The 20,952-nt window shown below is 70.0% G+C and carries 15 protein-coding genes; 7 read left to right on the top strand and 8 right to left on the bottom strand.

Going from position 1 to position 20,952, the window contains the following annotated elements; translation table 11 throughout:
* Positions 1-6: 6 nt before the first annotated feature.
* The 3 genes from DA085_RS03085 to DA085_RS03075 are packed head-to-tail and all read left to right on the top strand — an operon-like array spanning position 7 to position 2,703.
* On the top strand, positions 7-996 hold the full coding sequence (locus tag DA085_RS03085; RefSeq protein ID WP_109471459.1) for a branched-chain amino acid ABC transporter permease: 990 nt from the start codon (positions 7-9) through the stop codon (positions 994-996).
* Positions 986-1,936 carry an ABC transporter ATP-binding protein gene (locus DA085_RS03080; RefSeq protein WP_109471458.1) on the top strand — a complete coding sequence of 317 codons (951 nt, stop codon included), beginning with the start codon at positions 986-988 and terminating at the stop codon, positions 1,934-1,936. Before DA085_RS03085 ends, DA085_RS03080 begins: the two co-directional genes overlap by 11 nt.
* 50 nt (positions 1,937-1,986) lie before the next feature.
* Positions 1,987-2,703 (top strand): ABC transporter ATP-binding protein, encoded by a 717-nt coding sequence (locus DA085_RS03075; RefSeq protein WP_237565287.1) that lies wholly within the window; start codon positions 1,987-1,989, stop codon positions 2,701-2,703.
* Between the two features lie 286 nt (positions 2,704-2,989).
* Here DA085_RS03075 and DA085_RS03070 read toward each other — a convergent pair whose 3' ends face one another.
* Positions 2,990-4,348, bottom strand: coding sequence for an ABC transporter substrate-binding protein (locus tag DA085_RS03070; RefSeq protein ID WP_109471456.1), 1,359 nt, complete (start codon positions 4,346-4,348; stop codon positions 2,990-2,992).
* Between the two features lie 153 nt (positions 4,349-4,501).
* Complete coding sequence (locus DA085_RS03065; protein ID WP_109471455.1) at positions 4,502-5,422, bottom strand: class I SAM-dependent methyltransferase; 921 nt, start codon at positions 5,420-5,422, stop codon at positions 4,502-4,504.
* Between the two features lie 179 nt (positions 5,423-5,601).
* Between DA085_RS03065 and rpsA the strand changes: the two genes are divergently transcribed.
* Positions 5,602-7,089, top strand: coding sequence for a 30S ribosomal protein S1 (gene rpsA, locus DA085_RS03060; protein WP_109471454.1), 1,488 nt, complete (start codon positions 5,602-5,604; stop codon positions 7,087-7,089).
* Positions 7,090-7,462: 373 nt separating this feature from the next.
* Here rpsA and DA085_RS03055 read toward each other — a convergent pair whose 3' ends face one another.
* Positions 7,463-7,750, bottom strand: a complete 288-nt coding sequence (locus DA085_RS03055) for a hypothetical protein (protein WP_109471453.1) — start codon at positions 7,748-7,750, stop codon at positions 7,463-7,465.
* Positions 7,751-7,833: 83 nt separating this feature from the next.
* Entirely contained in the window at positions 7,834-8,589 is a 756-nt protein-coding gene (locus DA085_RS03050) for an SDR family NAD(P)-dependent oxidoreductase (RefSeq protein ID WP_109471452.1), read from the bottom strand.
* A 231-nt stretch (positions 8,590-8,820) separates the two neighbouring features.
* Between DA085_RS03050 and coaE the strand changes: the two genes are divergently transcribed.
* The 3 genes from coaE (at position 8,821) to DA085_RS03035 (ending at position 13,117) form a co-directional block, all read left to right on the top strand.
* Positions 8,821-9,717 (top strand): dephospho-CoA kinase, encoded by an 897-nt coding sequence (gene coaE, locus DA085_RS03045; RefSeq protein ID WP_109471451.1) that lies wholly within the window; start codon positions 8,821-8,823, stop codon positions 9,715-9,717.
* 10 nt (positions 9,718-9,727) lie between these two features.
* Entirely contained in the window at positions 9,728-11,839 is a 2,112-nt protein-coding gene (gene uvrB, locus DA085_RS03040) for an excinuclease ABC subunit UvrB (RefSeq protein WP_109471450.1), read from the top strand.
* Between the two features lie 183 nt (positions 11,840-12,022).
* Positions 12,023-13,117 carry a TerC family protein gene (locus DA085_RS03035; protein ID WP_272914468.1) on the top strand — a complete coding sequence of 365 codons (1,095 nt, stop codon included), beginning with the start codon at positions 12,023-12,025 and terminating at the stop codon, positions 13,115-13,117.
* On the opposite strand, the gene DA085_RS03030 is transcribed toward DA085_RS03035, so the two are convergent.
* The 4 genes from DA085_RS03030 to gltB all read right to left on the bottom strand — a co-directional run bounded on the left by DA085_RS03030 (position 13,114) and on the right by gltB (position 20,904).
* Positions 13,114-14,058 carry an EamA family transporter gene (locus DA085_RS03030; RefSeq protein WP_109471535.1) on the bottom strand — a complete coding sequence of 315 codons (945 nt, stop codon included), beginning with the start codon at positions 14,056-14,058 and terminating at the stop codon, positions 13,114-13,116. The two genes, DA085_RS03035 and DA085_RS03030, sit on opposite strands and share 4 nt — an antisense overlap.
* Entirely contained in the window at positions 14,052-14,723 is a 672-nt protein-coding gene (locus DA085_RS03025) for an MBL fold metallo-hydrolase (RefSeq protein ID WP_109471449.1), read from the bottom strand. Before DA085_RS03025 ends, DA085_RS03030 begins: the two co-directional genes overlap by 7 nt.
* Before the next feature lie 123 nt (positions 14,724-14,846).
* Positions 14,847-16,304, bottom strand: coding sequence for a glutamate synthase subunit beta (locus DA085_RS03020; RefSeq protein WP_109471448.1), 1,458 nt, complete (start codon positions 16,302-16,304; stop codon positions 14,847-14,849).
* Positions 16,297-20,904 (bottom strand): glutamate synthase large subunit, encoded by a 4,608-nt coding sequence (gene gltB, locus DA085_RS03015; RefSeq protein WP_109471447.1) that lies wholly within the window; start codon positions 20,902-20,904, stop codon positions 16,297-16,299. The genes DA085_RS03020 and gltB overlap by 8 nt, the downstream gene beginning before the upstream one ends.
* Positions 20,905-20,952: the final 48 nt, after the last annotated feature.

Below are 20,952 nucleotides of genomic sequence, written 5' to 3'. Positions count from 1 at the left end.
GAGATCATGGACCTGCTCAGCATCCTCAGCAACTCCCTCCGCGGGGCCTTCGGCCCCGAGGCGGCCATCTACGCGCTCGCCGCGGTCGGACTCAACCTCCACTTCGGCTACACCGGGCTGCTCAACTTCGGCCAGGTGGGCTTCATGCTCGTCGGTGCCTACGGCACAGCCGTCCCCGTCGTGGCCTGGGGCCTCCCGCTCTGGGTGGGCATCCTCATCGGCATCGCCTGCGCCATCGCCCTCGCGCTTCTGCTCGGCGTGCCGACCCTGCGGCTGCGGGGTGACTACCTGGCGATCGCGACGATCGCGGCCGCCGAGGTGCTCCGCTACATCTACCGCTCGGAGTGGGCCGAGCCGCTGACCGGCGGTGTCTTCGGCATCACCCAGTTCGCCAACGACTTCTACGACTTCAACCCGTTCAGCGGACCCTTCGTAGTGGGGCCGTTCAACTTCTCGGCCAACGCCCTCTGGGTGATGACGGTCGGGTGGGGTGGCACGCTGCTCGCGTGCGGGCTGGTCGCCCTCCTGATCCACTCGCCCTGGGGCCGGGTGCTCCGGTCGGTGCGCGAGGACGAGCAGGCCGCACGCAGCCTCGGCAAGAACATCTTCAGCTACAAGATGCAGAGTCTGATCCTCGGCGGTGTGCTCGGAGCCCTCGCCGGGTCCCTGATGGCCATCAACACCCAGGCCCTCACCCCGGACGTGTTCATGCCGATCCTGACCTTCTACCTCTGGACGATCATGATCCTGGGTGGAGCGAGCAGGATCATGGGTCCGGTGCTCGGTGCGATCGTCTTCTGGTTCCTGCTGACCTTCCTCGACTCCCTCCTGCGCCAGGCCATCGGCACCGGAGTGATCCCGAGTGGCTGGCTGGAGAGCAGCGACGTGGGCGCCATCCGCTTTGCCTTTGTGGGCCTGGGGCTGATGCTGTTGATGATGTTCCGCCCGGCCGGTCTGCTGGGCAAGCAGAAGGAGTTGCGACTCGATGTCCGGTGACCAGGAGCAGCACGAGCTCGAGCCGGACCTGCTGGCCGAGCGCGAGGAGCTCATTGATGTCGAGCGTGAGCTCGAGGCTCAGGGGCCCTCAGCGGGCGCCGTGCGAGCGGCCGAGGCGCTGACCGGTGTCGCGCCCGAGCCCGGCGTCGCCAAGCCGGACCCGATCCTGAGCGCTGACGGTGTCGTTCGTGAGTTCGGCGGCCTCACCGCGGTCGATGTCGATCACCTCGAGGTGCAGCGGGGCACGATCACAGCGCTCATCGGACCCAACGGGGCCGGCAAGTCCACCTTCTTCAACCTGGTCAGCGGCTTCGACACACCGACCCGCGGCAGCTGGTCGTTCAACGGCACGGACATCAGCCGGATGGCGGCACACAAGATCGCCCGGCTCGGCATGGTGCGGACCTTCCAGCTCACCAAGGCGCTGATGCGGCTCACGACGCTGGAGAACGTCATGCTCGGGGCGACCGGCCAGTCGGGGGAGAGTCTGTGGCGTGCGCCGCTGCGGTTCCTCTGGTCCGACCAGGAACGGTCGAACCAGAAGCGTGCCGACGTGCTGCTGGAGCGGTTCCGCCTCTCGCACATGCGCGACGAGTTCGCCGGCACCATGTCCGGCGGCCAGCGCAAGCTTCTCGAGATGGCCCGGGCGCTCATGGTGGAGCCGGACCTGGTCATGCTCGACGAGCCGATGGCGGGCGTCAACCCCGCCCTCACCCAGTCCCTGCTGGGACACATCCAGACCCTGCGCGACGAGGGCGTCACGATCATCCTGGTCGAGCACGACATGGACGTCATCATGTCCATCAGTGACTGGGTGGTGTGTTTCGCCGAGGGCCGGGTCATCGCCGAGGGGCGGCCCGACGACATCCGACGTGACAAGGCCGTCATCGACGCCTACCTGGGAGCGCGGCGCAGCCTGACGCAGGAGGACGACAAGTGAGCACCGAGACCACCGAACCGCGGCCGGACACCCCCGCGACGGAGCCGCTCCTGGCGTGCCGTGACCTCGTCTCGGGCTACATCCCGGAGGTCAACATCCTCAACGGGTGCACCGTGGAGGTCGGCCCTGGTGAACTGGTCGGCATCATCGGCCCCAACGGGGCCGGCAAGTCGACGCTGATCAAGACGCTCTTCGGCCTGGTGCCGGTCCGCTCGGGCGAGGTCAGCCTGCGGGGTGAGGACATCACGGCCGCCAAGGCACACCGGCTGGTCGCCGTCGGGGTCGGCTACGTGCCGCAGAACAACAACGTCTTCCCGTCCCTGACCATCGAGGAGAACCTCGAGATGGGGATGTTCGTGCGTCCCAAGGAGTTCGCTCAGCGGTTCGGCAAGGTCCGTGAGCTGTTCCCTCTCCTCGGTGACCGGCGTCGCCAGAAGGCCGGGTCGCTGTCCGGCGGCGAGCGCCAGGTTGTCGCCATGGGCCGTGCCCTGATGACCGATCCCCAGGTGCTCTTCCTGGACGAGCCGTCGGCCGGGCTCTCACCCCTCATGCAGGACAGCGTCTTCGAGGCGGTCACGACGATCAACGAGTCCGGGGTGTCGATCCTCATGGTCGAGCAGAACGCCCGCCAGTGCCTGGACATCTCCGACCGCGCCTACGTGCTGGACCAGGGGAAGGACGCCTATACCGGCACCGGTGAGCAGCTGGCCCACGACCCGAAGGTGATCGAGCTCTACCTGGGCACGCTCGCGCACATCGAGGACTGACCGCCGGGCCGCTCGATCACCTCGTCTCCGAGGAGGCCGGGCAAGTGGGTCTCGGAGGGGACGGGGGGATTCGGTCTCCGAGAGGGACGGGGACACGGTTCGGAGGGGACAGGGAGGCGGTTCGGAGGGGGACAGGGACGTGCCCGTCTGACGTCGCGCGATCCGATCCGGCAGGTCACACCCCCGCGAGACCACTGCGGACCGCGTGCCCCGGACACGCCACCGGCCCGGCCCCCTGCAGGGGGACCGGGCCGGTGGCGTGTGAGGCGATGAGGGCTGCGGTGGATCAGCCCTCGGGGTTGGACTCGACGGTGTCGAGGGTCTCGAACTCGCCGGCGTCGTTGAAGCCGTAGACCTCGATGGAGGCCTTGCCCGGCTCACCGACATCGGTGAAGTCCAGCGGACCGCTGGCACCGTTGTAGTCGATGTCCTCGCCGTCCTCGATCAGGCCCTTGCACTCCTCGTAGCTCGTGCAGGCGGTCCCTTCCTTGGTGACGTCGACCACCGCGTCCTTGATCTGCGCCGGGTCGCTCGACCCGGCAGCCTCGGCCGCCAGGGCGATCGTCACCGCGCAGTCGTAGACCTGTGGCGCGAACTGGGTGTTGTCACCCAGCGCCGGGTCGAACTCGGCGAGGGCCGACACGAACTCCTCGTTGGCGCCGGAGGCGGGGGCGGTGCCCTTCATCCCGGCCAGGATGGCGGGGTTGCTCTCGTCGACGAGGCTGCCCAGCTCGGGGTTGCGCATGCCGTCAGCACCGTAGAAGCCCATGTCGGCGGGGGTGAGACCCTGCTCGATGAGGCCCTGCAGGATCTGGGTGCTCTCCTCGAAGCCGACGATGACGACCGCGTCCGGGCTGGCCGAGACGACTGCCTGGACGGTTCCGTCGAACTGCTGGGCGTTGGGGTCGTAGGTCTCGTTCAGCAGGACCGTCGCACCAGCGTTCTCCAGCGCGGACGCCGTGGCGTCGGCCAGGCCGCGTCCGTAGTCGTCAGCGCGGGCGACGATGGCCACGTTGCTCCAGCCGTCGTTCACGATGGTGTTGGCCAGCACCGGGCCCTGCAGAGCGTCCGAGGGCGCGGTGCGGATGTAGAAGCCACCGTCGTCATAGTCGGTGAACGTCGGAGCCGTGTTCGAACCCGAGCACTGCAGGACGCCCGCACCGGTGATGCGGTCGATGACATCGAGCGAACGACCGGAGGACGCCGCGCCGATGATCGCCGTCGGGTTCTGACCGAGGACGCGGTCCGCGGACGCCTGCACGACGGTGGCCTGGTCACCCTCGTCACCACCGATGGGAGCCGGCACCTCCGCGCCGAGCACACCGCCGGCCGCGTTGATGTCCTGGATCGCCATCTCCAGGGCACTGATCTGGGGCGGGCCGAGATACGCGAGAGCGCCGGTCTCCGGGAAGAGATAACCGAAGACGAAGTCCCCGGCCTCGCCACCACCCGGACCCGCCGTCTCACCGGAACCGTCGCCGGTCTCGGTCGCGGTGTCCGTGTCGTCCGTCTCGGTCTCGGTGTCCTCGGTCTCAGCGGCTGTGGGAGTGTCCTCGGGCTCCTCCTCGGAGTCCCCGCCACAGGCGGTCAGCAGCGCAACCGCCGACAGGACGGCTGCCGCCTTGAAGTGTGTCCTTCTACGCATCGGTTCCCTCTCGACGTGTGGCCCGCGTCACGGGCCGGTGATGGGCGCCACACTAATAGGGGATTGACCCGCTGTGGGCTTCTGTGACCGTACTGTGACCCGACGAGCTCGTCCTGCCTGCTCAGGACGGTCGACCAGGCTCCCCACGACGGCTCACGAGGGCTTCCTGGCCACGAAGATCGCGGTGCCCGGCACGAGGGAGCCGCGCAGCGCACTCCAGCCGCCCCACTCGTGCGTTGCCCCCTCGGGCCACTCCGGCTCCACCAGGTCGGTGAGCCGCAGCCCCGCGCCGACGATCTCCCGGACCCGGTCACCCAGGGTGCGGTGGTGCTCGACGTACGTCGCGCGGCCCGTGGCGTCCTCCTCGACGTACGGCGTCCTGTCGAAGTAGGAGTGCCGCACGGTCAGGCCGGCCTCACCCGGGACGTCGGGCAGGGCCCACCGCACCGGGTGGCTCACCGAGAACACCAGCAGCCCTCCCGGTCGCAGCACGCGGGACACCTCCCGGAGGAGCCCGGCGGAGTCGGCCACGAACGGCACGGCCCCGTAGGCCGAGAAGGCGGTGTCGAAGCAGGCGTCCGGGAAGGGGAGGCGGGCCGCGTCGCACTGGACGTATGCCGGAGCACGGGTCGGCCCGCCTGTGCCCCCTGACTTGTGGCTGGCTCCTGTCGGGAGCGGAACGGCCCGGTCCAGGGCGCAGCCCTGACGCAGCATGGCACCGGAGATGTCGGTGGCCACCACCCGTGCGCCCTGCGCCGCGCACCAGCGGCTACCCTGTGCGGCTCCGGCCCCGAACTCGAGCACCTGCCGCCCGGCCAGGTCGCCAAGCAGGCGCAGCTCGGACTCGTAGACGCCCTCCGGGCCCCACATCAGCCGGTCGTCACCCAGGATGTCGTGGTGCTCCCGGTAGTACTCCGCCGCCTCCGCGTCCCACCAGACCCGGCTGGCGCCGGCGCTCTCGGTCGCCCCCACCGGCCGGCGCGCGACCGCCTCGGCCGGCCCCACGGCATACTGAGCAGGTCGGTCCGGGGTGGGGGAGCCGGGCGGAGGATCCTGGTCCGGTGGCCTGCTCATGCCCGCAGTCTGCCGGATTGACCAGCGGTGGCGCGCCCGGGTAGGGTAGGTCCGCGCGGCGCGTGCGTTCGTGCGTGCCATCACAACATCTGTCCATCCTGGGCGGGCCCTCATCATGACCGAACGCCATGACCGAGTCCCGCCCGCACTGCTTGTCCACACAACGGAGCCCCTACTACATGACTGCAACTGCGCCTGAGAAGGCCATCTCCCAGATCGCGATCAACGACATCGGGTCTGAGGAGGAACTCCTCGCAGCGATCGACGCCACGATCAAGAACTTCAACGACGGCGACATCGTCGAGGGTGTGATCGTCAAGGTCGACCGCGACGAGGTCCTGCTGGACATCGGCTACAAGACCGAGGGCGTCATCCCGTCCCGCGAGCTGGCCATCAAGCACGACGTCGACCCCTCCGAGGTCGTCAACGTCGGCGACGAGGTCGAGGCCCTGGTCCTCCAGAAGGAGGACAAGGAAGGCCGCCTGATCCTGTCCAAGAAGCGCGCGCAGTACGAGCGCGCCTGGGGCTCCATCGAGCAGGTCAAGGAGGAGGACGGCGTCGTCACCGGCACCGTCATCGAGGTCGTCAAGGGCGGCCTGATCCTCGACATCGGTCTGCGTGGCTTCCTCCCCGCCTCCCTCGTCGAGATGCGGCGCGTCCGCGACCTGCAGCCCTACGTCGGCCAGCAGATCGAGGCCAAGATCATCGAGCTGGACAAGAACCGCAACAACGTGGTCCTGTCCCGCCGCGCGTGGCTGGAGCAGACCCAGTCCGAGGTCCGCACCACCTTCCTCAAGGAGCTCGCCAAGGGCCAGGTCCGGTCCGGTGTCGTCAGCAGCATCGTCAACTTCGGTGCGTTCGTCGACCTGGGTGGCGGCGTGGACGGCCTCGTGCACGTCTCCGAGCTGTCCTGGAAGCACATCGACAACCCGGGTGAGGTCGTCGAGGTCGGCGACGAGGTCACCGTCGAGGTCCTGGACGTCGACATGGACCGCGAGCGTGTCTCCCTGTCGCTGAAGGCGACCCAGGAGGACCCGTGGCAGCACTTCGCGCGGACCCACGCCATCGGCCAGGTCGTGCCCGGCAAGGTCACCAAGCTGGTGCCCTTCGGTGCGTTCGTGCGCGTCGAGGACGGCATCGAGGGCCTGGTCCACATCTCCGAGCTCGCCGAGCGTCACGTCGAGCTGCCGGAGCAGGTCGTCACGGTCGGCACGGACATCTTCGTCAAGGTCATCGACATCGACCTCGAGCGTCGCCGGATCTCGCTGTCGCTGAAGCAGGCCAACGAGGCCGTCGCGGCCGAGTTCGACCCGACGCTGTACGGCATGGCCGCCGAGTACGACGAGGAGGGGAACTACAAGTACCCCGAGGGCTTCGACCCCGAGTCCAACGAGTGGCTCGAGGGCTTCGAGACCCAGCGCGAGAAGTGGGAGAAGGAGTACGCCGACGCCCACAAGCGCTACGAGGCGCACAAGGCGCAGGTCGAGGCGGCCTCCGAGGCCGAGGACAGCGCCGACACCGGCGACTCCCCGACGACCTACTCCTCGGGCAGCAGCTCCTCCAGCAGCGAGTCGTCCGCGGCTCCGTCGGCCCCCGTCGAGGCCCAGGGCACCCTGGCCTCCGACGAGGCCCTCGCCGCGCTGCGCGAGAAGCTCACCGGCAACTGAGCACCGCTCCGGTCTGACCGGAGTATGCCGAACGGCCCGGTTCCCCCTGTGGGGAGCCGGGCCGTTTCGCTTGCGTGGGGCGCGCCCGCGCTCTGCAGTTGGTGTCGTGTGCGACGCGTTGTGCAGAGCGGTGGGGCGGTGGCGGGCGGGTTGCGGGCCTGTGCTCTGCAGTTGGTGTCGTGTGCGACGCGTTGTGCAGAGCGGTGGGGTGGTGGCGGGCGGGTTGCGGGCCTGTGCTCTGCAGTTGGTGTCGTGTGCGACGCGTTGTGCAGAGCGGTGGGGCGGTGGCGGGCGGGTTGCGGGCCTGCGCTCTGCAGTTGGTGTCGTGTGCGACGCGTTGTGCAGAGCGGTGGGGCGGTGGCGGGCGGGGAGCTCAGCCGAGGCCTCGGTGGCGGGACCAGAGGAGGCCGGCCCGGTCTGCCGCTGCGGCGATGAGCGCCTGCAGCTCGGGGGAGTCAGGCAGCGTGAACGAGGTGTAACCTCCTCGCCCGCCCGCGGTCGGGCGTCCGTACGCCTTCGCCGCCAGGTGGCCGTCGGGAAGCAGCCGGACGTTGAGGGAGGTGAGCTCGAACTCCTCGCCGCGCCGGGTGTCCTTCCACCGCAGGTGCTCGGGGACGGTCACGTTGATCGCCAGGGCTGAGACCTCGACGTCGTCAGACATGCCCGCATGCTGTCACGAAGGCCACGTCTGCGGCGCGTGGCACGGGTGGTGTTCGTGTCGGGCGGCCGGCCACGTGTGCTGGCTCAGCCGCGGCCGAGCACGGTGCCTCCGTTGACCTGCAGGATCTGGCCGGTCGTCCACGCCGCACCGGGGGCAGCCAGGTAGGCGACCGCGGCAGCGATCTCCTCCGGGGTGCCGGGCCGACCCATGGGGATCGGGGCCACGCGCTTGTCGTAGCTTGCGGGGTCCGCCGCGATCCGGTCCTCCCAGAACGGCGTCGTCGGCACGAACCCGGGCGCCACAGCGTTGACGGTGATGCCCTCCGGCGCCACCTGGGTCGCCAGCGAGAGCACCCACGCGTTGACGGCCGCCTTGGCCGCCCCGTAGGAACCGGACCCGCGCAGCGCGGCGATGGAGCTCATCGCGATCACCCGGCCACCGGGCCTGGTGAGGTGGTCCAGCAGCGCCTCGGTGAGGAGCACGGCGGAGAGCACGTTCGCGTCGAAGTCAGCGCGCCACCCCTGCGCGATCGACTCGAGCCCGGGGCCTGCGGCATGGCCGAGGTTGCCTCCCGCGTTGCACACCAGGACATCGATGGGCGCTCCACGGTGCAGCAGCGCAGAGAGCCGGTCGACCTCGGCCGGCACGGTGAGGTCGCACGCCAGGGGGCTGATCTGGACGCCGGGCGGTGCCTGCGGCGCCAGCTCGCGGGCGGCCTCGCGGAGCACCTCCTCGCGGCGGCCGACGAGGATGACCTGGCTCGCCTGTGGGAGCAGGGCAGCGGCGATGGCCCGGCCGATGCCGGTGCCGCCTCCGGTGACGACGATGCGCTGTGACATAGGGCGAGTGTGCCGCACCGTGGGCCCGCGGTCACACGCTGGCAGGATCAGCACGTGGATGTCGCCCGATCCCAGACGGCAGGGCGGTCCGCGAGCAGCAGCGGGCCGGGCGGCCCGGAGGCGTCGGGCACGTGCTGCGCGACCCACGTGGTGGAGCCGGCTGTTCAGCTGACGGACCGTGGGCGCCAGCAGAGGTCGGGCGGGACGTCTCGGCACGACTACGCTGGCCCCATGCTGTGGGTCGGGTTGAGCGGTGGCATCGGGTCCGGGAAGTCCACCGTCTCCGAGGCACTCGCGACACACGGCGCGGTCGTCATCGACGCGGACCGCCTCGCCCGTGAGGTCGTCGAGCCCGGCACCCCCGGACTGGAGGCCGTCACGCAGCGGTTCGGGTCCGGCATACTCACGGCCTCGGGGGAGCTGGACCGGCCCGCACTGGGGCGGGTCGTCTTCTCCGACCCGGCCGCCCGTGGTGACCTCGAAGGCATCACCCACCCGCTGATCGCCGCCCGGACCCGCGAGCTGGTCGACGCGGCACCGGAGGGAAGCCTCGTCGTGCACGACGTCCCCCTCCTGGTCGAGCTGGGCTATGCCGCCCGCTATCACCTCGTGGTCATTGTCGGCGCCTCCCGCGCCACCCGTCTGGGGCGCCTGGTGACGCACCGCGGGATGGACCCCGCCGATGCGGGGCAGCGCATCGACGCCCAGGCCACCGACGAGGCACGGCGGGCCGTGGCGGATGTCTGGCTCGACAACGAGGGCACCGTGGCGGACCTGCGCAGGGCCACCGAGGAGCTGTATGCCGCTCGGCTGGCCCCGTTCTGCGACAACCTGGTGCGGGGGAGGGGACTGCCGACGCACGAGGTGCCCGGACCGCACGACATGGCGCGCCTGAGCGCCCGGCTCGAGCACGTCCTGGGAGCGGACCTGGCAGGGCCACCGCAGCTGGACCCCGGGTCGGACTCCCTGCTGGTGGGGCTCGCCCGCGGCACGGCGGCACCGGACGTCACGGAGCGACTCGCGCGGGCCGGGTTTCCTCCGCTGGGTGGCGACCGGTTCGCCTCCGCCGACCCCGGGAGGCCCGTGGTCCTCACCGTTCGGGAACACACTGTCGGTCCTGAGGGTTAACGTCGAGGACATGCGCCCCACGACCGATCTCCAGCGGACAGTCGCGCCGATCCGCGTCGAGTCCGACTTCCAGCCGAGCGGTGACCAGCCGACGGCCATCCGCGACCTCGCCGACCGGATCAACCGCGGCGAGCAGGACGTCGTGCTGCTCGGCGCCACCGGGACGGGCAAGTCCGCGACCACCGCCTGGCTGCTCGAGCAGGTCCAGCGCCCGACGTTGGTGATGGCGCCCAACAAGACCCTCGCCGCCCAGCTGGCGAACGAGTTCCGTGAGCTGCTGCCGCACAACGCGGTCGAGTACTTCGTGAGCTACTACGACTACTACCAGCCCGAGGCCTACGTTCCGCAGACGGACACCTACATCGAGAAGGACTCCTCGATCAACGACGAGGTCGAGCGTCTGCGGCACTCGGCGACAAACTCGCTGCTGACCCGCCGCGACGTGGTCGTGGTGGCGTCCGTGTCCTGCATCTACGGCCTGGGCACCCCGCAGGAGTACGTCGACCGCATGGTCCAGCTCAGGGTCGGCGACGAGATCGAGCGCGACGACCTGCTGCGCAAGTTCGTGACCATGCAGTACACCCGCAACGACATGGCCTTCTCCCGGGGCACCTTCCGGGTGCGCGGGGACACCGTCGAGATCATCCCGCAGTACGAAGAGCTGGCCGTGCGCATCGAGTTCTTCGGCGACGAGATCGACAAGATCTACACCCTCAACCCGCTCACCGGGGAGGTGGTCCGCGAGGAGCAGGAGATGTATGTCTTCCCCGCGTCGCACTACGTCGCCGGCCCCGAGCGCATGGAGCGGGCCGTGGCCGGCATCGAGGCCGAGCTGGCGGAGCAGCTGGCCACCTTCGAGAAGGAGGGCAAGCTGCTGGAGGCCCAGCGGCTTCGGATGCGCACCACCTACGACATCGAGATGATGCGGCAGGTCGGCTCGTGCTCGGGCATCGAGAACTACTCGCTGCACATCGACGGTCGGGAGCGCGGCTCGGCACCCAACTGCCTCCTGGACTACTTCCCCGAGGACTTCCTGCTGGTCATCGACGAGTCGCACGTGACCGTGCCACAGATCGGTGCGATGTACGAGGGTGACATGTCACGCAAGCGGACGCTGGTGGACCACGGCTTCCGGTTGCCCAGCGCGATGGACAACCGGCCGCTGAAGTGGGAGGAGTTCCTCGACCGGATCGGGCAGACGGTCTACCTGTCGGCGACGCCGGGGGAGTACGAGCTGGCCAAGTCCGACGGCGTCGTGGAGCAGATCATCCGGCCCACGGGGCTGGTGGACCCAGAGGTCGTCCTCAAGCCCACGAAGGGCCAGATCGACGACCTGCTGCACGAGATCGGTGAGCGGACCGCCCGGAACGAGCGGGTCCTGGTGACCACCCTCACCAAGAAGATGGCCGAGGACCTGACCGACTACCTCCTCGACAAGGGCGTCCGGGTGCGTTACCTGCACTCGGAGGTGGACACCCTGCGACGGGTCGAGCTCCTGCGCGAGCTGCGGCTGGGGGAGTACGACGTCCTGGTCGGCATCAACCTGCTCCGCGAGGGCCTGGACCTCCCGGAGGTCTCGCTGGTGAGCATCCTGGACGCGGACAAGGAAGGCTTCCTGCGCTCGGCCCGCTCGCTGATCCAGACCATCGGCCGCGCCGCCCGCAACGTGTCGGGCCAGGTGCACATGTACGCCGACAAGATCACCCCGTCCATGGAGCAGGCGATCGACGAGACGAACCGTCGCCGGGAGAAGCAGCTCGCGCACAACCTCGAGCACGGGATCGACCCGGCCCCCCTCCGCAAGAAGATCGCGGACATCACCGACCTGCTGGAGCGCGAGGACGCCGACACCGAGGCGCTGATGGGCAGCGGTCGGTCGCAGTCCCGTGGCAAGCGCGGACGGCCCAACGCAGGCTCCGTGGCTGCGGACGCCGGCGTGGCCCTGGGTGGGCGGCGCGAGAACCTCGCGGCCAGCGAGCTGGCACAGCTGATCCAGGAGCTGACCGAGCAGATGCACCAGGCGGCCACGGACCTGCACTTCGAGCTGGCCGCCCGGTTGCGCGACGAGATCGGGGACCTCAAGAAGGAGCTCCGACAGATGCGGGAGCACGCCGCGGGCTGACGCCGGGCCACCTCGATCCCACCGCTGTGAGAGAATCGCTCGGTGCGGAGGGGAGTATCCCCATCTCGTCGGTCGTCCGTCATCACGGCACCCTTGGTGCCCGGGCCGCCGGCCGACCTGCCCCGGTCGGTGGGAGAGACCTCCGGTTTGTCGTCACTCGTCTAACCGGAAGGTCGCTACCCCTTGTTCCAGAACTCTTTCGCCTCACCCGAGATCATCGGCATCTTCGTCGGTGCGATGGTGCTGGTGCTCCTGTTCGACGTGATCGTCCTGGGCCGTCGCCCCCACGTGCCAAGCAACAGGGAGACCGGTATCTCCCTGGGCATCTACGTCGGTCTCGCCGTCCTGTTCGGTCTCTACGTGTGGGTCGAGGGTGGTCACCAGCTCGGGGGTGAGTTCTTCGCCGGCTGGTTGACCGAGTACTCGTTGTCGATCGACAACCTGTTCATCTTCATCATCATCATGGCGAACTTCAAGGTGCCGCGGCAGTTCCAGCAGTACGCCCTGCTCATCGGTATCGTCATCGCCCTCGTCCTGCGGGCCGTCTTCATCCTGCTCGGCGCCCAGGCGATCGAGCGCTGGTCCTGGGTGTTCTACATCTTCGGTGCCTTCCTGATCTACACCGCCGTCAAGCTGGCCAAGGAGAACCTCTCGGCCGACGACGAGGACGACTACGAGGAGAACAAGTTCCTCAAGCTGGTCGAGCGTGTGCTGCCGTTCACCCAGTCCTGGGAGCACGGACGCAAGATCCGGGCCATCGAGAACGGCAAGCGGGTCTTCACCCCGATGTTCATCGTCATCCTGGCCCTCGGCACCACGGACCTCCTGTTTGCGCTCGACTCGATCCCGGCGATCTTCGGGCTGACGCAGGACCCGTTCCTGGTGCTGATGGCCAACATCTTCGCCCTCATGGGCCTGCGCCAGCTGTACTTCCTCATCGGCAACCTGCTGCAGAAGCTGGTGTACCTGGGACTCGGCCTGGCCGTGCTGCTCGCCTTCATCGGCCTGAAGCTGATCTTCCACGCCATGCACGTCAACGAGCTCTCGTTCATCAACGGTGGTGAGCCGTTCGAGTGGGCGCCGGAGATCCCGATCTGGCTCTCCCTGACGATGATCGTCGGCATCCTGGTGATCACGACCGTTGCGAGCCTGATCAAGAGCGGCAGCGACGCCCACTCACGCCGTCGCGACGAGCTGGACCTGGACGACGTCTCGGCGACCGGCTTCTACGGCCGTGGCGAGGACCCGACGGACCCGCAGGACCCAGACCGCCGCTAGGTGCGACCCCGGCGCCCGAGCACGGCGATGCTCGCGGAGACGACCATCGCCATCCCGAGCACCTGCAGCGGCGCCAGGGTCTGGGAGAGCACCAGCAGCCCGGCGAGGGCTGCGGCCGCAGGTTCCAGGCTCAGGAGGATGCCGAAGGCGCCGGCCGAGAGGCGCCGCAGGGCAAGGAGCTCGAGGGAGTAGGGGATCGCGGAGGAGAGCAGCGCGATGCCCAGCCCTCGCAGCAGGACCTCTCCCTCCAGGAGGCCTGAGCCCGCCCCCAGGACGCCGAAGGGAAGGAGCACCACGGCACCGATGGTCAGGGAGATGGCCATGCCGTCCAGCCCCTCGAAGCGGGAACCGGTCCGGCCGCTCAGCACGATGTAGGCCGCCCAGAAGGCCCCGGCCGCCGCCGCGAGCGCGATGCCCACCAGGTCCATCTCGGCCCAGGGCACGGTGAGGGCCTCGGAGATCAGCAGCACACCGAGCAGGGCGAGGACGACGGCGAGGGCGTCACGAGCCCGCCGCGAGGTAGCGGCCGCGAGCAGGAACGGTCCCAGGAACTCGATGGTGACGGCGACGCCGATCGGCAGGCGCTCCAGGGAGGCGTAGAAGCAGAGGTTCATGACGGTCAGGGTCAGGGCGAACAGGGTCACTGTCGCCCAGTCCCGGCGCGTGCGCCCTCGCCACCGTGGTCGCACGAGCGCCAGCAGCAGGACCGCCGCGAGCAGGATCCGGAGCAGGACCGAGCCCAGCACGCCGATGAGCGGCAGCAGCGTGGCGGCAAGGGCACCACCGAACTGGACGGACAGGACCGCCACCAGGACGAGCAGGACCGGGTGCTCCTGCAGCGTGGTGGTCAGACCCGTGGCGGTGCGATCGGTGCCTGCGGGTTCGCGCGTGGGCCCGGGCGCGGGGTCCCCGGACGTGCCGGACGAGGGTCCGGTCACCATCCGCGGTCGCGCCACTCGGCGAGGTGCGGCCGCTCCTCGCCGAGAGTCGTGCTGTCCCCGTGACCGGGGTGCACCACGGTGTCGTCGGGATAGACACCGAAGACCCGTTCCTCGAGGTCGTCCATCAACGAGCTGAAGGCCGCGGCGTCCTGGGTCTTGCCGGGGCCGCCGGGGAACAGGCTGTCACCGGTGAACAGGTGTGCCCGCCCACTGCCGTCGGTGAGGGCCAGCGCGACCGAACCGGGAGTGTGGCCGCGCAGGGCGATGACGTCGAGGACGAGCTCGCCGACGGTGATCCGGTCGCCGTGCGCGAGCTCGACATCTGGAGGCACCGGTAGGCCGGCGGCGTCAGGGGCCCCGGCCGCGGTGCGCGGGGCGAAGTCGTCGACCAGGTCCGCCAGGGCCCGGTGGTGGTCCCAGTGCTGGTGGGTCGTCACGATGAGGTCGAGCCGCCCGGAACCGGCTGCCACGAGCTCGCGCAGCCGGTCCGACTCGGCCGCCGCGTCCACGAGGAGCTGCTCACCGGTGCGTCGGCAGGTGACCAGGTAGGCGTTGTTGTTCATCTCGGACACGCTGGTCTTGCGGACCAGCGCGTGACCCAGGTTGTCCAACCAGGAGGGGCCACCCGGCTCGACGTGCGCCCTGGTGTGGTCGGTCTCGGTCATGGTGGGCCTCACTTCGCAGCTTGAGCTTCTGGACCGCGCGGTGACGTCCTCGTCGCGGTCAGAGCCTGCCCTCCGCCCCGGTGACCGGTCGGGCAGGCCCTGCTGCGAGTGTATGCCGGGCGGTCAGACGCTGATCGGGACATCCGTGGGGCGGACCGGGAAGGGCAGCGTGGTGTCGCCGGTCAGGTACCGGTCGACGGCGGCAGCGCAGGCGCGCCCCTCCGCGATCGCCCACACGATGAGCGACTGCCCACGACCGGCATCACCCGCGACGAACACACCGGGATGGCCCGTGGCGTACTGGTCGTCACGCTCAAACGTGCCCCGTGCGGTCACCGGCAGGTCCGCGCCGGTAGTCACCACAGGGTCCGGGCCGGTGAATCCGAGTGCCACCAGGACGAGGTCCGCCGGGATGGTCCGTTCGCTGCCCGCCGCAGCGTCGAACCGGCCGTCGATGCGTGTCCCGTCGACGATGTGCACACCGACCGCGGCTCCGTTCTCGGTGACCACCTCAAGGGTGTTGACGCCGAAGACGCGCTCGCCACCCTCCTCGTGGGACTCGCCGACCCGGTGGATCAGCGGGTACATCGGCCAGGGGTGGTGCTCCGGGCGCTCCGTGGGCGGCTGTGGCCGGATGTCCAGCTGGGTGACGCTGGCGGCGCCCTGTCGTAGCGCCGTGCCATAGGAGTCGGCGCCGGTGTCGCCACCGCCGACGATCACCACGTGCTTGCCCGCAGCATCGATCCCACGTGGTGCGCCGAGCGCCTCCCGGTTGGCCGGCACGAGGTAGTCCATGGCCGGGTGCACCCCGGGGACCTCCTGGCCGGCGACACCGAGCGGTCGGGGGACCGTCGAGCCGACAGCGAGGACGACCGCGTCGAAGCGCTCCGACAGCTCGGTGAGGGTCAGGTCGTCCGCTCCGCTGCCGCCGATGGTCACGCCGGTGCGGAAGCGGATGCCCTCGGCCCGCAGCTGGACGAGCCGGCGGTCCAGCACGGACTTCTCCATCTTGAACTCGGGTATGCCGTAGCGCAGCAGGCCTCCGACCGCGTCGTCCCGCTCGAAGACGACGACGGTGTGGCCGGCACGGCTCAGCTGCTGGGCGGCCGCGAGCCCGGCCGGCCCGGAGCCGACGACCGCGATGGTCTTCCCGCTGAGCCACTCCGGCTCCTGCGCCGTGACCATGCCGTTGTCGAAGGCCCGGTCGATGATCGAGACCTCGACCTGCTTGATCGTGACCGCCGGCTGGCTGATCCCCAGGACGCACGCGGTCTCGCAGGGGGCGGGGCAGAGCCGTCCCGTGAACTCCGGGAAGTTGTTGGTCGCGTGCAGCCGTTCGATCGCCTCCCGGAAGTTGCCTCGACGGGCCAGGTCGTTCCACTCCGGGATCAGGTTGCCCAGCGGGCAGCCCTGGTGGCAGAACGGGATGCCACAGTCCATGCAGCGCCCGGCCTGACGACGGAGCACGCCGTCCTCCTGGGCGGTGTGCACCTCCTTCCAGTCCATGAGCCGGATCGGCACCGGCCGGCTGGGCTGGGGTTCGCGGTCGCGGTGGGTCAGGAAGCCGTGCGGGTCAGCCACGGGAGTCCTCCAGGATCAGTTGCCAGGCGTGGGGGCCGTCCGGGTCCTCACCGCGGGAGCGGACCTCCTCGCGGATCCGCAGCACCCCGGCATACTGCCGCGGGGTGATGCGGGTGAACCTGCCCGGCCAGTCCGGAGTGGCCAGCAGCCGCTCGGCGACCGTGGATCCGGTGAGCTCGATGTGCTCGGTGAGGAGCTCGTGGAGCACCCCGGCGGTCGGACCGTCCGACAGGACCGGCTCCAGGATGAGGTCCCCGGCGGTGAGGGCCGCCTGGTTGACGCGGTCCGGAGGCAGGTCGAGCACGTAGGCCGTGCCGCCCGACATGCCTGCCCCGAGGTTGCGACCGGTGGGCCCCAGGATCAGCACGGTGCCGCCGGTCATGTACTCCAGGGCGTGGTCGCCGACCCCCTCGACGACGGCGATCGCGCCGGAGTTGCGGACGCAGAACCGCTCGCCGACCAGACCGCGCAGGTTGAGCTGTCCGCTGGTCGCGCCGTAGGCGATCACGTTGCCCGCGATGACCTGGTCAGCCGCCGTGAAGGTCGCGGAGGCTGGTGGCCGGACGACGATCTGGCCTCCGGACAGACCCTTCCCCACGTAGTCGTTGGCGTCGCCCACCAGGCGCAGGGTGATCCCGCGGGGCAGGAAGGCACCCAGGGACTGCCCGGCGGAGCCGGTGAGGGTGAGGTCGATCGTGCCGTCGGGCAGGCCGTCCGCACCGTGGCGACGGGTGACCTCGTGCCCCAGCATGGTGCCGACCGTGCGGTTGACGTTGCGGACGGCGAACCGGGCGGTGACGGCCTGCCGGTGCTCCAGGGCCGGTGCCGCGACGGCGATCAGCTCGTGGTCCAGTGCCCGGTGCAGACCGTGGTCCTGGGCGACCGTCCGGCGCAGGGGGGCACCCTCCGGGACCGGCTCGGAGTGCAGCAGTGGGGCCAGGTCCAGACCGTCGGCCTTCCAGTGCTCGACCGCCCGCCGGCTGTCGAGCAGGTCGACCCGCCCGATCACCTCGTCGAGCGTGCGGTAACCCAGCGCCGCGAGGTGCTCGCGCACCTGCTCTGCGATGAACTGGAAGAAGGTGATGACGTGCTCCGCGCGGCCGGTGAAGCGGGCCCGCAGCTCAGGGTTCTGCGTGGCCACGCCCACCGGGCAGGTGTCCAGGTGGCAGACGCGCATCATGACGCAGCCGGAGACCACCAGCGGGGCGGTCGCGAAGCCGAACTCCTCGGCGCCCAGCAGCGCGGCGACGACGACGTCCCGGCCGGTCTTGAGTTGCCCGTCGACCTGGACCGTGATCCGGTCGCGGAGGCCGTTGCGCAGCAGTGTCTGCTGCGTCTCGGCGAGCCCGAGCTCCCAGGGTGTGCCGGCGTGCTTGAGCGAGGTGAGCGGGCTGGCGCCGGTGCCGCCGTCGAAGCCGGAGACCAGCACGACGTCGGCGTGGGCCTTGGAGACACCGGCGGCCACGGTGCCGATCCCGACCTGGCTGACCAGCTTGACGTGGACCCGCGCGCGCGGGTTGGCGTTCTTCAGGTCGTGGATCAGCTGGGCCAGGTCCTCGATCGAGTAGATGTCGTGGTGCGGGGGAGGCGAGATGAGCCCCACGCCCGGCGTCGAGTGCCGTGTCGCGGCCACCCACGGATAGACCTTGCCGGGTGGCAGCTGGCCGCCCTCGCCGGGCTTGGCACCCTGAGCGACCTTGATCTGGATGTCGTCGGCACTGACCAGGTAGGCACTGGTCACCCCGAACCGACCGGAGGCGACCTGCTTGATCGCCGAGCGGCGCTCGGGGTCGGTCAGCCGGTCCGGCTCCTCACCTCCCTCGCCGCTGTTCGACTTGCCGCCGAGGCGGTTCATCGCGATGGCCAGCGTCTCGTGGGCCTCCCTGGAGATCGACCCGTAGCTCATCGCGCCGGTCGCGAACCGCTTCACGATCTCGCTCACCGGCTCCACCTCCTCCAGTGGCACGGGCTCGCGGTCGCCGCTGAGACGCAGGAGCCCCCGGAGGGTCATCAGGTGCTCCGACTGGTCGTCCACCAGATCGGTGTACTGGCGGAAGATGTCGTAGCGGCCGGTCCTGGTCGAGTGCTGGAGCCGGAAGACGGTCTCGGGGTTGAACAGGTGCGGCGGTCCCTCGCGGCGCCACTGGTACTCGCCGCCGATCTCGAGGTTGCGGTGGTAGGGCGGGATGCCACTGAGGGGGTAGGCGACGCTGTGCCGTCGCGACACCTCCTCGGCGATGACGTCGAGCCCGACACCGTCCAGCTGGCTCGTGGTGCCGGTGAACCAGCGGTCGACCAGGTCGCGGGAGAGCCCGACCGCCTCGAAGGTCTGCGCTCCGCGGTAGGAGGACACCGTGGAGATGCCCATCTTGCTCATCACCTTGAGCACGCCCTTGCCGAGCGCCCTGATGAGGTGCGCGATCGCCACGTCCGGGTCGAGCCCGTCCAGCTGCTGGCCGGAACGGCACAGGTCCTCGACCGACTCCATCGCGAGGTAGGGGTTGACAGCGGCGGCGCCGTAGGCGATGAGCAGGGCGACGTGGTGCACCTCGCGGACGTCTCCCGCCTCCACGAGCAGCCCCACCCTGGTGCGGGTGTGCTCCCGCACCAGGTGGTGGTGGACGGCGCTGGTGAGCAGCAGCGAGGGGATCGGCGCGTGCTCACGGTCGGCGTGCCGGTCGGAGAGCACGATGAAGAAGGCACCCCGGGCCACCGCCTCCGAGACCTGGGTGCAGATCTCCTCGAGCCGCTCCTGGAGAGCAGCGCCTCCGCCGTCCACCCGGTAGAGGCCCCGAACCACCACCGGCGCGAAGTCCGGGTGCTGCCCCTCGAGGTTGATGTGGCGCAACCGGGCCAGCTGGTCGTTGTCGATCACCGGGAAGTCCAGCTCCACCTGGCGGGCGTGGGCGGGGCTCTCCTCGAGCAGGTTCGGCTCGGGCCCGGTCGAGGTGGCCAGTGACGTGACCACCTCCTCGCGGATGGCGTCCAGCGGTGGGTTCGTCACCTGCGCGAAGGCCCCGACGAAGTAGTCGAACAGCAGACGCGGCCGATCGGACAGGACGGCGATGGGCGTGTCCGAGCCCATGGCACCGAGCGGCTCGCTGCCGCTCTGCGCCATGGGGGAGAGCAGGATCCGCAGCTCCTCCTCGGTGTAGCCGAAGATCTGCTGCCGGCGCGTCACGGACGCGTGGGTGTGTCGGACGTGGACCCGCTCCGGGAGGTCCTCGAGCCGGACCAGGTTCTCCTCCAGCCACTGCCGGTAGGGCTGGGCGGCCGCCAGCTCGTGCTTCAGTGCCCGGTCATCGACGATCTCGCCCGCGGCGGTGTCCACGAGGAACATCCGCCCCGGCTCGACGCGCCCCTTGCGGACCACGGACTCCTCCGGGATCGGGAGCACACCGGACTCGCTGGCCAGCACGACGAGGTCATCGTCGGTGACCCAGTAGCGCGAGGGCCGCAGGCCGTTGCGGTCGAGTACCCCTCCCACCAGGGTGCCGTCGGTGAAGACGAGGTTCATCGGCCCGTCCCAGGGCTCCATCATCAGTGAGTGGAACTCGTAGAACGCCCGGATGTCGTCGGGCAGCTCGGCGTTGTTCTCCCAGGCCTCCGGGACCATCATCAGCACCGCGTGCGGCAGGGACCGGCCACCGAGGTGGAGCAGCTCGACGACCTCGTCGAAGGTCGCCGAGTCGCTGCCTCCCGGTGTGCAGATCGGAAGGGCGTCGGCCAGGTCGCCGGGGATCAGGGGTGCCCTGAGGTTGCTCTCCCGCGCGTTCATCCAGTTGCGGTTGCCGCGCACCGTGTTGATCTCACCGTTGTGGGCGATGACGCGGTAGGGATGGGCCAGCGGCCACGACGGGAAGGTGTTGGTCGAGAACCGGGAGTGCACGACGGCGAGCTCGGACTCGAAGCGCTCGTCGGTGAGGTCGGGAAAGAACTCGGCGAGCTGCCCCGTGGTGAGCATCCCCTTGTAGCCGAGGGTGCGACCGGATAGCGTGACCGGATAGACCTCCGTCTGCCGCTCGATCCGCTTGCGGGCCAGCCACACCCGCCGCTCCAGGTCGAGCCCCGCCTCACCGCAGCGGGACGTGACGACCACCTGGCGCATGACCGGCATCGCGGCCCGGGCGAGCGGGCCGACGATCTCGGGCCTGGTAGGCACCTCGCGCCAGGCGAGGACCTCCAGACCCGACGTGGCCAGGATCGCCTCGACCGCGGACCCTGCCCCCTCCGGGTCCGCCGGGGGCAGGAAGAGCAGCCCCACGGCATACCGACCGGGTTCCGGGAGAGGCACGTCCAGGACCTCACGAAGGAACCGGTCGGGCACCTGCGTGAGGATGCCGGCACCGTCGCCCGAGTCCGGCTCGGCGCCGACTGCTCCCCGGTGGTCCAGGTTGTGCAGGGCGGTGATCGCGTGCGCCACGATGTCGTGGCCCGGGTAGCCGCGCAGGGTGGCGACGAGGGCGACGCCACACGCGTCGTGCTCGTGCTCCCCGTCATAGAGCCCCGGTGGGCGACCGGCCTGGGCGGCGGACAGGCTGGGGAGCCCGCCCGTGGGCGCAGCAGAATTCGGGGTCGCGTAAAGGGGGCTCTGGTTCATGGCACCGTCCGGGGGGCGGGCAGCCTGTAGCCGCGGGATAGGGGAACC

Source organism: Ornithinimicrobium cavernae (assembly GCF_003121625.1).
Classification (GTDB): Bacteria; Actinomycetota; Actinomycetes; order Actinomycetales; family Dermatophilaceae; genus Ornithinicoccus; species Ornithinicoccus cavernae.
This window is presented reverse-complemented; position numbering and strand designations above follow the sequence as displayed.